Below are 11,822 nucleotides of genomic sequence, written 5' to 3'. Positions count from 1 at the left end.
CAGCGACGACACTGACGTTCCCTGCCCGTATCCAGCACGCGGTCATGAGGGGAGTCGGACATCTCCCGCCGGCCCTGCTGCACCGACTGGTGAAGAACGGGCAGGTCAACTCCCACGGTGACCGTCTCGCCCCCGAAGCAGCCCTGGTCGGCTCGATCGCCGACAAGGTGCCCGCGATGCGGATCACCGGCAAGCCGGTCGATCAGGCGCGGGCCGACCTGCGCGAGAGTGCGCCGACACTGGCCGAGAACCACCCCCCGATGGCCGTGGAGGAGGACCTCGTCATCGACGGTCGCGACGGCCCGATCCATGCCACGCGCTACCGCGCCAACGTGGAATCCATCGGCCTGGTCGTGTTCTTCCACGGCGGCGGCTGGGTCATCGGTGACCGCGCCACCCACGACAACCTGGTACGACGCCTCGCGGTGTCGACGGGCGCCGACATCCTGTCGGTGGACTACCGCCTGGCGCCCGAGCACCCGTTCCCCGCGGCCGCCGACGACGCCGTGGCGGCGTGGCGGTTCGCCGTGGCGATGGCGCCGACATGGGGGGTGAGGGCCGAGCACATCGCGGTGGCCGGCGACAGCGCCGGCGGCAACCTGAGTGCCGTGGTCGCCCAGCAGGTCCGGGGCGAGGAGGTCGAGCCGTGTCTGCAGATGCTCATCTACCCGGCGACGGACATCTCGGCGATCCGCGCCTCACGCCATGAGTTCGCCACCGGCTTCTACCTCACCGACGAGGACATGACCTGGTTCATCGACCACTATGTGCCCGACGTCGACCAGCGCACCGACCCGCGGGCGTCACCGCTGCTGGCCGAGGACCTGACAGGCCTCGCGCCGGCCTACGTGATCGTCGCGGGGTTCGACCCGCTCCGCGACGAGGGCATCGCCTACGCCGACCGACTGGAGGCGGCGGGCGTGCCGGTGATCCTCGACCGCGCCGGCAGCCTCATCCACGGGTTCGCGAACATGACCTTGATCAGCCCCGACGCCCGCGCCGCGGTGGATCGGATCAGCGCGGCGCTCGTCGACGCGTTCCGCTGAGCGGAGCGGAGGCAGCTGCGGGCGATTGACCGGTGCGGCCAGCACACCGGCGGCACATCCGACGATGACGATCACCGCGCCGCCGACCTCCACCGCGGTGGGTGTCTCGCCGAGCAGCAGCCACGCCGCGGTGATCCCGATGACGGGTACCAGCAACGACAACGGGGCGACCCGGCTCGCCTCATAGCGCGACATCAGCATCGTCCACAGGCCGGAACCGGCGATGGTACCGAGCAGGACGACGTAGGCCAGGCCGACGAGTGCGAGCACGCCGCTGCGCGAGCCCAACGTTGTCAACGAGTCGGTCCCCGCGGTCGGGCCGTCGAGGACGAGACTCATCGCGAACATCGGGATCGGCGGCACGACCGACATCCAGAGGGTCATGCGCAGCGGATCGTCGAGGCGGGCGCCGGGAGCGGAGCCGGCGGGCCCGGACTGACGGGCGCCGGGAGCGGAGCGAGCGGGCCCTTTCTGCACCGCGAGACGCGAGCCGATGTTGCCGACCGCCCAGCTCAGGCCGGCAAGCACGGTCAGGATCATCGGGACGACGGCACCGAGGCCCAGTGTGCTGTGGGTGGCGCGGTCGACGCCGATGATCACCATGCCCGCGACCGCGGCGGCGATGCCGACCACTTGTAGCGGGCTCATCCGTTCCCGGAGGAACAGCACACCGAGGAGGACGGTGAACGGCGCGGAGGATTGCAGCACCAGCGATGCCAGACCGGTCGGCATGCCGAGGTGCATGGCCAGGAAGAGGAACGCGAACTGGACCATGCCGAAGCCGACGGCGTAGAGCAGGAACCAACGCATCCGCACCTGCGGGAACCGCACGAACAGCACCACCGGAACCGCCATCACCGCGAACCGCAGTGCGGCGAAGAAGAACGGTGGGAAATGGTCGAGCCCGAGTCGGATCGCGATGAAGTTGAATCCCCACATCGCGACCACGCCGAGCCCGAGGAGCCGATCGCGGTTGGTCATGAGCACCATCGTGGCGACGATCTTCGTACAGAACAAGCGAATTAAATCGAAGCATTGATGTAGAAACTCTTAACCAAGTCGGGATGTGAAACCTCGGTATCGCGCCGCACGTGCCACGTCGTGGATGTCACCCGCCGTCGGGTGACAGCTTGTCGATGAGGTCCAAACCCTTTTCCGCCCAAGCTATCTCGGACAGCCCGCGGTCGATGAGCCCCTCGTACGCGAAGGCCTTGTAGGCGATGATCCGTTCGTGGTCTTCGGCGGGGAACTTCTCCAGGCGTTTCGCGATGCTCGGATGTGTCGCGTCGATGATCGACTCACGCATCACCGTCCACCGGTCGACCTGCTCCTGATAGTGCGCGATATGACGCCGGAGATGGTCGCGGGCCCGTTCGGGGTCGGCCCATTCGTAGTAGGCGGCCTGCATGTGAACCGGATCCCGGATCGGCTGATAGTCGAGCGAGCTGTTCATCCATTCGCGTAGCGCGTGCAGCCCTTCGTCGGTGATCGAGTACTGCGTCTTGGTGCTCCGAGGTCCCCACCGGACCTGTTCGCCGACCACCAGTCCGTCCTTCTCCATCCGGCGTAACTCCGGATAGATCTGCGAATCGGGCGCGTGCCAGACGTGCCCGACCGAGGCTTCGAACCGCTTGGCGGCGTCGTATCCGGTGATCGGCTCGGCCGTCAACATCGCGAGCAGGGCGTGGCGCAGGCTCATGGCTCTATTCAACGCCAGGCGACTCACTCTTGCCAAAGACTATGGAGATAGTTAGTCTGTGTGCCATATCACCAACTATCTATCGATGTAGTGAGTGGCACTCACGACCTACCGAAGGAAGACCCGAATGACCGATCTGAGCCCGTCCGGGGCAACGGCGAAGAACATGGCCTTTCCGCTCAACGCCTGGTACGTGGCGGCCTGGGATCACGAGGTGGGCCGCTCGGAGATCGTGGCGCGAACCATCGCCGGCAAGCCGATGGCGCTCTATCGGACGACGGACGGGCGGCCGGTTGCACTCGCCGACGCGTGCTGGCACCGTCTCGCGCCGTTGTCGATGGGAACCTTGGTCGGTTCGGATGGAGTCCAGTGCCCGTATCACGGTCTGCAGTTCAACTCGGCCGGCCGATGCACGAAGATGCCGGCGCAGGAGACGATCAATCCATCGGCGATGGTCGCGTCCTATCCCGTCGTGGAGCGGCACAGGTTCATCTGGGTGTGGCCGGGCGATCCGACGCAGGCCGATCCGTCGACGATCCCGGACATGTTCCAGATGGACTCGCCGGACTGGGCGGGCGATGGCCGCACCATCGATGTGCAGGCGAATTATCAACTCGTGCTGGACAATTTGATGGATCTGACGCACGAGGAGTTCGTGCATTCGTCGTCGATCGGGCAGGACGAGCTGAGCGAATCCGACTTCGTCGTGACGCACGACGAACGCACGGTGACGGTGTCCCGCTGGATGCTCGACATCGAGGCACCCCCGTTCTGGCGCAAGAACATGAATGACAAATTCCCCGGGTTCTCCGGCAGGGTCGACCGCTGGCAGATCATCGAGTTCCAGGCGCCGTCGACCATCCGGATCGACGTGGGCGTCGCCCGGGCCGGAACCGGTGCGCCCGACGGCGACCGAAGTCAGGGTGTGAACGGGTTCGTGATGAACACCATCACGCCGATCGACGAGCGCACGGCACTCTACTTCTGGGCGTTCATGCGCGACTACCGCCTCGACAGTCAGCTCATCACCACCCAGCTCCGCGAGGGCGTGCACGGCGTCTTCGGGGAGGACGAGGCCATGCTGACCGCACAGCAGAAAGCGATCGAGGCAAACCCCGATCACGAGTTCTACAACCTCAACATCGATGCCGGCGGCATGTGGGTACGTCGCATCATCCAGCGGATGGTCGAGGCGGAGCGTGCGATCGCCACCCGCGGCCACATCGTCGGGGCGGGACGTTGACATGGCAGCGATGAATCAGCCCGAATGGCTGCGTGGACAGGTCGTCTCGATCGAGATGGCGGCCGACTCCATCGCCCGGATCGCGATCGCCACCGACGTGCCGACGCGCACCGAGCCGGGATGTCACGTCGATGTGCGTCTGCCCGGCGGAGACATCCGCTCCTACTCCGTGGTGGCCGGAGCGCCGGACGGTCGCGGGGTGACACTCGGAGTGCGCCGGTCGCCGACATCGCGGGGTGGCTCGGAGTACATGCATTCGCTGCAACCCGGTGACACCGTCGACGTGACGGTCCCGATGCAGAACTTCCCGCTACGCGTAGGTGCGGCAAGCTATCTGTTGGTGGCCGGAGGCGTCGGGGTCACCGCGATGGTCGCGATGGGCGAGGTCCTCCGCAGGCTCGGCGCCGACTACCGCTTCGTGTATGTCGGGCGCACCCGATCGGCGATGGCCTTCCTCGACGAGCTCACCGAGCTGCACGGTGAGCGTCTCGAGGTCTACGCCAACGACGAGGGCGGCGTGCTCGATGTGACCGAGCTGACCGGCGGAATCGACTCGGAGACAGAGCTTTACATGTGCGGCCCGATCCGGCTCATGGACGCGGTGCGCCGGGCGTGGCTGGATCGGTCGCTTCCGCCCGCCAACCTGCGTTACGAGACCTTCGGCAGCAGCGGCTGGTTCGATCCCGAGGAGTTCGTCGTGAGGGTGCCGAGCATGGGCGTCGAGACGACCGTCGGAACCGGGGAGTCGTTGCTCGACGCACTCGAACGCGCGGGCGTCGACATGATGTTCGACTGCCGAAAGGGTGAGTGCGGCCTGTGTCAGGTCGACGTCGAATCCGTGGACGGCAGCATCGACCACCGCGACGTCTTCTTCAGCGAGGAACAGAAGAAGACCTCGAACAGACTGTGTGCCTGCGTCTCCCGCGTTGCCGCAACGCCGAACTGCCCGAGAACCCGGAAGCCGGCCGGCCTCACCCTCAACCTCGCCTGATTCCCCACCCCCGAAGGACAAGAAATGGATCTACGTTCTCGCATCGACATGTCGCCGATGCGTCCCTACCAGTGGTTGATCGTCGCATTGTGCGTGGTGCTCAACATCCTCGACGGATTCGATGTGATGGCGATGGCATTCACCGCCAAGAGTATCTCGTCGGAGTTCGCGCTCAGCGGCGCCGCGATCGGTGTCCTGCTGAGCGCGGGCCTGGTCGGTATGGCCATCGGCGCGATGGTACTCGGCCCTCTCGCCGACCGGATCGGTCGTCGGCCGTTGATCCTCGCATCCGTCGCTCTGGCGGCGGCGGGCACGGCACTGTCGGCCACCGCCGGATCGCCCTGGCAGCTGGGTGTCTGGCGTATCCTGACCGGACTCGGCATCGGTGGAATCCTGGCGTCGACGACGGTGATCGCCAGCGAGTACTCGTCGTCGCGCTGGCGTGGGTTGGCGATCAGTGTCTACACCGCGGGATACGGCGTGGGCGCCACCCTGGGCGGTCTGGCCGCCGTCGGTCTGCAGGCCGAATACGGTTGGCGTTCGGTGTTCGTCGTGGGCGCGGTGCTCACCGGACTCATCCTCGCGACGCTGATCGTGTTGTTGCCCGAATCGATCGACTACCTCGCGATGCGCGCCCGCCCCGGCGACCTCGGCCGTGTCAACCAGATCGCGCGTCGTCTCGGACAGGACCCGGTGGACACGCTCACGCCGGTGACGGGACGCACCGCTGCACGGACCGGGCGGATCGGAGATCTGTTCACCGCCGGCCGGGCACGCGGGACCGTGCTGCTGTGGGCGGCATTCTTCGCCACCATGTACGGCTTCTACTTCGTCAACTCCTGGACGCCGTCCCTGCTCGAGAGCGCCGGATTGACCAGGGACCAGAGCGCGACCGCAGGAATGATGCTGACCCTGGGCGGCACCGTGGGGTCGGTGATGTTCGGCGTGATCGCGAGCCGCTGGGCGCCACGCACCGTGCTGATCGGATTCACCCTGCTCTCGGCCGCGTTCATGGTCGCGTTCATCGTCTCGATCCCGATGCTGGCCGTCGCCTTCGTGTTCGGCGTGCTGATCGGCGGACTGATCAACGGCTGTATCGCGGGGCTGTACACGCTCGCACCGTCCCAGTACGGCTCGCACATCAGGACGACCGGAGTGGGCTGGGCGATCGGCGTGGGTCGCGCCGGAGCGATTCTCGCTCCGTCCGTGACCGGCGCGCTCCTGGACTCGGGGTGGACGCCGCGTCAGCTCTACTTCGGGGTCGCCGGCGTGGTGGTCCTCGCCGCGGTAGCGCTGCTCGCCATGCGTCGGACGGACACGCCGGCCGTCGCGGCGAAGACCGAATCCGTCGTGGCCGCCTCGGTCTGACCGACCGTTCGGAGTTGGGCCGGCGCCGTCAGCGCCGGCCCAACTCCGGCGCCGCGTGGTTCAATAACGGACGGTTTTGCGTGCGACATGACACCATGACACGGTGAGTAAATCGGGGGTATTACTTGCGGCCGTGCTGATCGCGGGCGCCGGTGTCTGGGGCGGGTGACGAGTCCGACGATCTGGCTGTATGCGCCGCGCAACCAGTTCAACGACGTGGCGACCTGGGCGAGCAACACCTCGGCCGGCGCGCTCGGCATCTGACCGCTCACCCTCGGATCAACGGCCTTCAGCGCCAACCGAGTTCGGGCGCCACGTGGGTCAGGATCGAGGAGATGACATGGGCGTTGTACTCGACGCCGAGCTGGTTGGGGACGGTCAGTAGCAGCGTGTCCGCGGCGGCGATCGCCTCGTCCTCGCGGAGTTGTTCGACGAGCTTGTCCGGCTCGTCGGCATAGCTGCGTCCGAACCGGGCGACAGCGTTGTCGATGACGCCGACCTGATCCTCCTCGGCGCCGCGGCGTCCGAAGTAGGCGCGGTCACGGTCGTCGACGATCGCGAAGATGCTGCGGCTCACCGAGACCCGCGGTTCACGAGCGTGACCGGCCGCGTCCCAGGAATCGCGGAACCGCTGGATCTGCTCGGCCTGCAGCTGGTGGAAGGGCACGCCGGTGTCCTCGGTGAGCAGAGTGGAGCTCATCAGGTTCATCCCTTGCTGTGCCGTCCATTCCGCGGTCGCCCGGGTGCCGGCGCCCCACCAGATGCGGTCGCGAAGGCCGGGGGACTGCGGCTCGATCGGCAGCAGGCCCGGGGGATTCGGGAACATCGGCCGCGGATTCGGTTGGGCGAAGCCGCCGCCGGAGATCACCTGGAGGAAGACGTCGGTGTGCTGGCGGGCCATCTCGGCGTCGGTCGAACCTCCTTGCGGCACATAGCCGAAGTACTTGTAGCCCTCGATCACCTGCTCGGGCGAGCCCCGGCTGATGCCCAGCTGCAGACGCCCGCCGGCGATCAGGTCGGCCGCCCCGGCGTCCTCGGCCATATAGAGGGGATTCTCGTACCGCATGTCGATGACCCCGGTCCCGATCTCGATGCGGTCGGTCTTGGCGCCGATCGCCGACAGCAACGGGAACGGTGAGGCCAGCTGGCGGGCGAAGTGGTGCACCCGGAAGTACGCACCGTCGGCGCCGAGCTCCTCGGCCGCCACGGCCAGGTCGATGGATTGCAGCAAGGCGTCCGAGCCGGAGCGCACCTGCGAGCCGTACGAGTCCGACCAATGGCCGAAGGACAGGAATCCGATCTTCTTCATGGTGGGTTAAATGGTACTCCGGTCCGGTTGATTCCCCAGCGCCTGCGATGAAGCAGGCCTTAACCGTAGCGGCCAACACCGGTAGCGTTACTTCACATGGAGGTGAAGCGCCTGCGATTGCTGCGGGAGTTTGCCGACCGTGGCTCGGTCGGCGCCGTCGCCGACGCGATGCACATGACGCCGTCGGCGGTGTCCCAGCAGCTCAAAGTGCTGGCGAAAGAGGTCGGCGTGGCCCTGCTCGAACAGGACGGACGCCGGATCCGGCTGACCGATGCCGGGCACGCGCTGGTGTTGCGCGCCGACGACGTCATCGCCGCGGTGGAGCGGCCCCAGGAGGAGATGGCGGGTTACCGGTCGGGGAAGACGTCGGTGCGCTTGGCGATGTTCCCGTCGGGTGCGAGTCTGCTGTTGCCGGGTGTGCTCGATCGGGTCGCCGATTCGGGTATCGACGTGCGCGCGGCGGGACTCGACGTCGGGTATCCGGATGCACCGCCGGCCCTGGCGGATTTCGACGTCGTGGTGACCCACCGGGACGAGCGCACCGCATCGGTGCGGCTGCCACGGGTCGAGGTCACCGAGCTGATGCGCGAGCCGGTCGACGTCGTGGTGGCGCGGAAGTCGTCGCTCGCGAGGCGTGACGAGGTCGAGGTGCGTGAGCTCGCCGACTGCGACTGGATCAGCGTGGAGGGCGGATTCCCGGTCGACGACGTGCTGCTGTCGATTTCGGCGCTGACCGGGGTGGCACCGCGGGTGACCCAGCGCATGCTGGATTTCACCACCATCGAGGCCATCGTCGCCGCCGATCACGGGATCGCGCTGATCCCGCGCTTCGCGGTCCGGCATCGGGGGGTGAAACGCCTGGAACTCAAGGGGGTGCGTGCGGCACGGGTCTACGAGGCGCTGACGCGGCCATCGCCACGGCGTACCGTCGCCACCGTGGTCGATCACCTCGTCGGCACCGCGCGCGATAGGCGGCAGGAGCCCCGATGACCGGCACGCCATGAACACCGACCACCGAGGTCTATGGGCGCGCCGGTGAAGGCCGACGTCAGCCGAGCGGTGTGCCGTCGGAAGGATCGTCGTCGGTGCGGACCCGCAGAGGACGCGGCTCGGCCCGTGCCAGGAGCCCGATCAGCACGCCGATGCCGGCGGCGGCCATGGTCAGGGTGAGGACCATGGCGATGATGGTGGTCAGCTGTAAGGTGTCCATGTCATTCCATTGTCCGCACGGAGGGGTCCCGTGGCACGTCAGCAGCGCGTATTCGTCGGGCGCCTCACATCGGGCGCTCGAGTGTGAGCCGATGAGGATCACGCTTGCCCCCGCGCTACGAGCGGGCGCCGCCGGACTGATCGCCGCCGTCGTGCTCGCGGTGTCGTCGTGGGTCGGCGCTCCCGCCTCCGCCGTGACCACCAGGCCCGGCCTGATGACGGCGGTCTCTCAGCTCGGTAAGTGGGGTGGCCTCGACGGTGTCTACCGCATCGCCTACACGACGACCGACGCACAGGGCGCGGTCGTGCGTGCATCGGGCATCGTGCGGTTGCCGTCCGGTCCCCGTCCCGACGGCGGATGGCCGGTCGTCTCCTGGGCGCACGGCACCTCCGGGCTCGGACAGAACTGCGGGCTCGCCGATTCGGCCGATCTGATCCGCGGCACCGCACCGACCATCGACGATCTCAACCGCGCCGGCTATGCCGTCGTCGCCACCGACTACATCGGCCTGAGCCCGAAATCACCCGGACCGCACCCGTATCTGCAGACGCGGTCGGAGGCGACCGCCGTCATCGACATCGTGCGCGCGGCACGGTCGTTGTTCGTCGGCCTCTCGCAGACCTGGGCGGTGGGCGGCTCGTCGCAGGGCGGGCAGGCGGCGCTCGGCGCCGGTCACCTCGTCGAGCGCTACGCACCCGACCTGGATTTCCGCGGCACCGTCGCGCTCGCGCCCGCCTCGAACTTCGAGGACGTCGTCCCGTTGCTGCGTCCCGGCATGCGTCTGCCGAAGGTGACCGCCGGGTCGTTGGCCGCGATCCTCGCGGGAATGTCGTCGCATCAGCACGACGTCGACATCGAGTCCTACCTGTCGCCGCTGGGCAAGCGTGTCATCGCAGAGGTGAGCACCGCCTGCGGACCCGAGTGGGAGGGCATCCTGGATGGCGCCCGACCCGGCGACCTGCTGTCGAAACCGCTCGGCGACAATGTGTTCCGCTCGGCAATCCGCGATTACATGACCATCCCGACCAGCGATTACGCCCAACCGATCATGATCGTGCAGGGCTTGCGGGATACGACGGTGCCGCTGCCGTTGACCTGGGCACTGTTGGCCGGCTTCCGATCGGCGGGTACGGACTACGATTTCGCTACGATCAACGCCGGTCACAGCGATCTCCGCGAACGCGGCGGAGTGAAGAAGGCGATCGAGTTTCTCGATGAGGTCACGTCAGAGCGCTGAAATATCCGTCGGTCGTGTCTCCTGTGCTGGGTATCCCGGATCTTGTGGAGCCCTCAGGGCAGACAGGCGCGAACCCCCGGCGAATACGGGCGCGCCGTGCGACGATTTTCGAGTCCCACCGTACCGAAGCAGGAGGTCCCCCCGGCCATGGAATCGTCGTCCGCCGCTGAGGACAACAGCAGTCCGTTGAGTTCGGACGAACGCGCCGAACTCGAGCGGCTCCGCGCCGAAGTCGCCACGCTGCGCCCGGAACCGCGACGCGAACGCCACCTCGGCCGGCGGATCGGCGTCTGGTTCCTGGTGTTCCTCACGGCCCTGCTGGCGCTGTTGTCGGTGACCACCAACTACGTCCGCAGCGAGATCCTCGACACCAACCACTACGTCGCCACCGTCACCCCGCTGGCCTCGAATCCGGCGGTGCAGGATCAGGTCACCACCTCCATCAACGACGCGATCGATCAGCACATCGACATCAACAAGCTCGTCACCGATTCCCTGCAGGGCCTCACCGAGGCCGCTGCCCCTGATCGACCGCGCATCGATCAGGCCGTCGATGGTCTCGCGCCGTTGCTGGCGAGTCAGGCCACAAACTTCGTCCACAGCACCGTCGCCAGCTTCGTCAAATCCCAACAGTTCAAGGACCTGTGGGTGACCGTCAACCGCGCGGCGCATCAGAGCGTCGTCGCGGTCGTGACCGGGGACACCAAGCATGCCGCCGTGGACGTCTCCGACACCGGAACGATCGCCATCGAACTCGGTCCGATCATCGACCAGGTCAAACAGCAACTCGAGGATCGCGGCTTCGGATTCGCCTCGGCGATCCCGTCTATCAACAAGAAATTCGTCATCTTCGAGTCACCGGAGCTGGCCCGGGCGCAGGGTCTGGTGAGCGCGCTGGACAAGGTGGCGACGATCCTGCCGTGGCTGGCGATCCTGGCCGCCCTCGGGGCGGTGCTGGCGGCGGGCCATGGGCGCCGGTTGCGCACCACCGTGTCGGTCGGCATCGCCATGGTCATCGCGATGCTGCTGCTGGCATTGGGACTGCTGATCGGACGTTTCTTCTACCTCAACGCGATACCGACCGACGTCCTGTCGGTGCCCGCGGCGCGCGCCATCTTCGACACCATGGTCGCGCCGTTGCGGACCGCACTCCGTGCCGTCGCGGTGCTCGGACTGGTGATCGCCGCGATCGCCTTCTTCGCCGGCGGATCGCGGTCGGCGAGCGCCGTTCGATCCGGGATCGGGCGTGGTTTCGCAGCGGTGGACGCCCGCCGCTCGAACCGCGCGCCCAACGAGGTCGAGCGGTTGGCCTGGCAGCTGCGAATCCCGGTGCGGATCGCGATCGTCGTGATCGCCGCCCTGATGCTGGTGTTCTGGGACTATCCCACCGCGATGGTGGTCATCTGGACCGTCGTGATCGCGGGCGCGGTGCTCGTCGGTTTCGAGTTCCTGATCGCGCCGGCCCGGCGCTCACCGCGTCCCGCGGTGGACGGGCCGCCGGAGGGGGAGCCGTCGCAGGGCGAGTCGGAGGCCGATACGGAGCCGATCTCGGGGGAGACCAAGACCGAGCCGATCCCGACGGACGCAGACAGCGGATCATCGTCGTCGGACGTGGCGACCGATCACTGACTGGGACACACCACCCGAACCGACTCCGAACAGCAGGATGGGCCGGGACCGTCGACGAGGGTCACCCGTCGAGATCGGTCCCGGCCCATG

The 11,822-nt window shown here is 67.3% G+C and carries 10 protein-coding genes and 1 pseudogene; 7 read left to right on the top strand and 4 right to left on the bottom strand.

The annotated features are described in order from the left end of the window. Positions 1-44 precede the first annotated feature (44 nt). Positions 45-908, top strand: a pseudogene (locus tag GORHZ_RS31880) (alpha/beta hydrolase); the annotation flags it as partial. Here GORHZ_RS31880 and GORHZ_RS30445 read toward each other — a convergent pair. Both GORHZ_RS30445 and GORHZ_RS27450 read right to left on the bottom strand, forming a co-directional pair. Beyond that, positions 804-2,027, bottom strand: a complete 1,224-nt coding sequence (locus GORHZ_RS30445) for an EamA family transporter (RefSeq protein WP_083877461.1) — start codon at positions 2,025-2,027, stop codon at positions 804-806. The pseudogene GORHZ_RS31880 and the gene GORHZ_RS30445 overlap by 105 nt on opposite strands. A gap of 127 nt (positions 2,028-2,154) precedes the next feature. Further along, positions 2,155-2,745 carry a PadR family transcriptional regulator gene (locus GORHZ_RS27450; RefSeq protein ID WP_006339025.1) on the bottom strand — a complete coding sequence of 197 codons (591 nt, stop codon included), beginning with the start codon at positions 2,743-2,745 and terminating at the stop codon, positions 2,155-2,157. A gap of 127 nt (positions 2,746-2,872) precedes the next feature. Here GORHZ_RS27450 and GORHZ_RS27445 point away from each other — a divergent pair, with 127 nt between their 5' ends. Genes GORHZ_RS27445 through GORHZ_RS27435 form a run of 3 tightly spaced genes read left to right on the top strand, consistent with a single transcriptional unit; the run spans position 2,873 to position 6,347 of the window. Then, complete coding sequence (locus GORHZ_RS27445; protein WP_006339024.1) at positions 2,873-3,988, top strand: aromatic ring-hydroxylating dioxygenase subunit alpha; 1,116 nt, start codon at positions 2,873-2,875, stop codon at positions 3,986-3,988. Position 3,989: 1 nt separating this feature from the next. Continuing rightward, positions 3,990-4,979 (top strand): PDR/VanB family oxidoreductase, encoded by a 990-nt coding sequence (locus tag GORHZ_RS27440; RefSeq protein WP_006339023.1) that lies wholly within the window; start codon positions 3,990-3,992, stop codon positions 4,977-4,979. 24 nt (positions 4,980-5,003) lie between these two features. Continuing rightward, on the top strand, positions 5,004-6,347 hold the full coding sequence (locus tag GORHZ_RS27435; protein WP_006339022.1) for an MFS transporter: 1,344 nt from the start codon (positions 5,004-5,006) through the stop codon (positions 6,345-6,347). Positions 6,348-6,636: 289 nt separating this feature from the next. Here GORHZ_RS27435 and GORHZ_RS27430 read toward each other — a convergent pair whose 3' ends face one another. Further along, positions 6,637-7,656: an LLM class flavin-dependent oxidoreductase gene (locus GORHZ_RS27430; protein WP_006339021.1), complete on the bottom strand. Its 1,020-nt coding sequence runs from the start codon at positions 7,654-7,656 to the stop codon at positions 6,637-6,639. Between the two features lie 96 nt (positions 7,657-7,752). Here GORHZ_RS27430 and GORHZ_RS27425 point away from each other — a divergent pair, with 96 nt between their 5' ends. Beyond that, complete coding sequence (locus GORHZ_RS27425; protein WP_006339020.1) at positions 7,753-8,646, top strand: LysR family transcriptional regulator; 894 nt, start codon at positions 7,753-7,755, stop codon at positions 8,644-8,646. Positions 8,647-8,704: 58 nt separating this feature from the next. Here GORHZ_RS27425 and GORHZ_RS31150 read toward each other — a convergent pair whose 3' ends face one another. After that, complete coding sequence (locus GORHZ_RS31150; protein ID WP_006339018.1) at positions 8,705-8,866, bottom strand: hypothetical protein; 162 nt, start codon at positions 8,864-8,866, stop codon at positions 8,705-8,707. Positions 8,867-8,957: 91 nt separating this feature from the next. Here GORHZ_RS31150 and GORHZ_RS27420 point away from each other — a divergent pair, with 91 nt between their 5' ends. Next, positions 8,958-10,103 carry a lipase family protein gene (locus tag GORHZ_RS27420; RefSeq protein WP_006339016.1) on the top strand — a complete coding sequence of 382 codons (1,146 nt, stop codon included), beginning with the start codon at positions 8,958-8,960 and terminating at the stop codon, positions 10,101-10,103. Between the two features lie 147 nt (positions 10,104-10,250). Then, complete coding sequence (locus GORHZ_RS27415) at positions 10,251-11,732, top strand: hypothetical protein (protein WP_006339014.1); 1,482 nt, start codon at positions 10,251-10,253, stop codon at positions 11,730-11,732. Positions 11,733-11,822 lie beyond the last annotated feature (90 nt).

This window comes from Gordonia rhizosphera NBRC 16068 (genome assembly GCF_000298195.1).
GTDB classification, from domain to species: domain Bacteria; phylum Actinomycetota; class Actinomycetes; order Mycobacteriales; family Mycobacteriaceae; genus Gordonia; species Gordonia rhizosphera.
The sequence above is the reverse complement of the archived record's forward strand: the minus strand, read 5'-3'. Positions and strand labels throughout refer to the sequence as shown.

Excerpts from the sequence above, each read along its gene's own strand:
- GORHZ_RS27435 (WP_006339022.1), top strand. The coding sequence starts at position 5,004 with ATGGATCTACGTTCTCGCATCGACATGTCGCCGATGCGTCCCTACCAG.
- GORHZ_RS27420 (WP_006339016.1), top strand. The coding sequence starts at position 8,958 with ATGAGGATCACGCTTGCCCCCGCGCTACGAGCGGGCGCCGCCGGACTG.
- GORHZ_RS27415 (WP_006339014.1), top strand. The coding sequence starts at position 10,251 with ATGGAATCGTCGTCCGCCGCTGAGGACAACAGCAGTCCGTTGAGTTCG.
- GORHZ_RS27440 (WP_006339023.1), top strand. The coding sequence starts at position 3,990 with ATGGCAGCGATGAATCAGCCCGAATGGCTGCGTGGACAGGTCGTCTCG.
- GORHZ_RS31150 (WP_006339018.1), bottom strand. The coding sequence starts at position 8,866 with ATGGACACCTTACAGCTGACCACCATCATCGCCATGGTCCTCACCCTG.
- GORHZ_RS30445 (WP_083877461.1), bottom strand. The coding sequence starts at position 2,027 with ATGACCAACCGCGATCGGCTCCTCGGGCTCGGCGTGGTCGCGATGTGG.
- GORHZ_RS27450 (WP_006339025.1), bottom strand. The coding sequence starts at position 2,745 with ATGAGCCTGCGCCACGCCCTGCTCGCGATGTTGACGGCCGAGCCGATC.
- GORHZ_RS27425 (WP_006339020.1), top strand. The coding sequence starts at position 7,753 with ATGGAGGTGAAGCGCCTGCGATTGCTGCGGGAGTTTGCCGACCGTGGC.
- GORHZ_RS27445 (WP_006339024.1), top strand. The coding sequence starts at position 2,873 with ATGACCGATCTGAGCCCGTCCGGGGCAACGGCGAAGAACATGGCCTTT.
- GORHZ_RS27430 (WP_006339021.1), bottom strand. The coding sequence starts at position 7,656 with ATGAAGAAGATCGGATTCCTGTCCTTCGGCCATTGGTCGGACTCGTAC.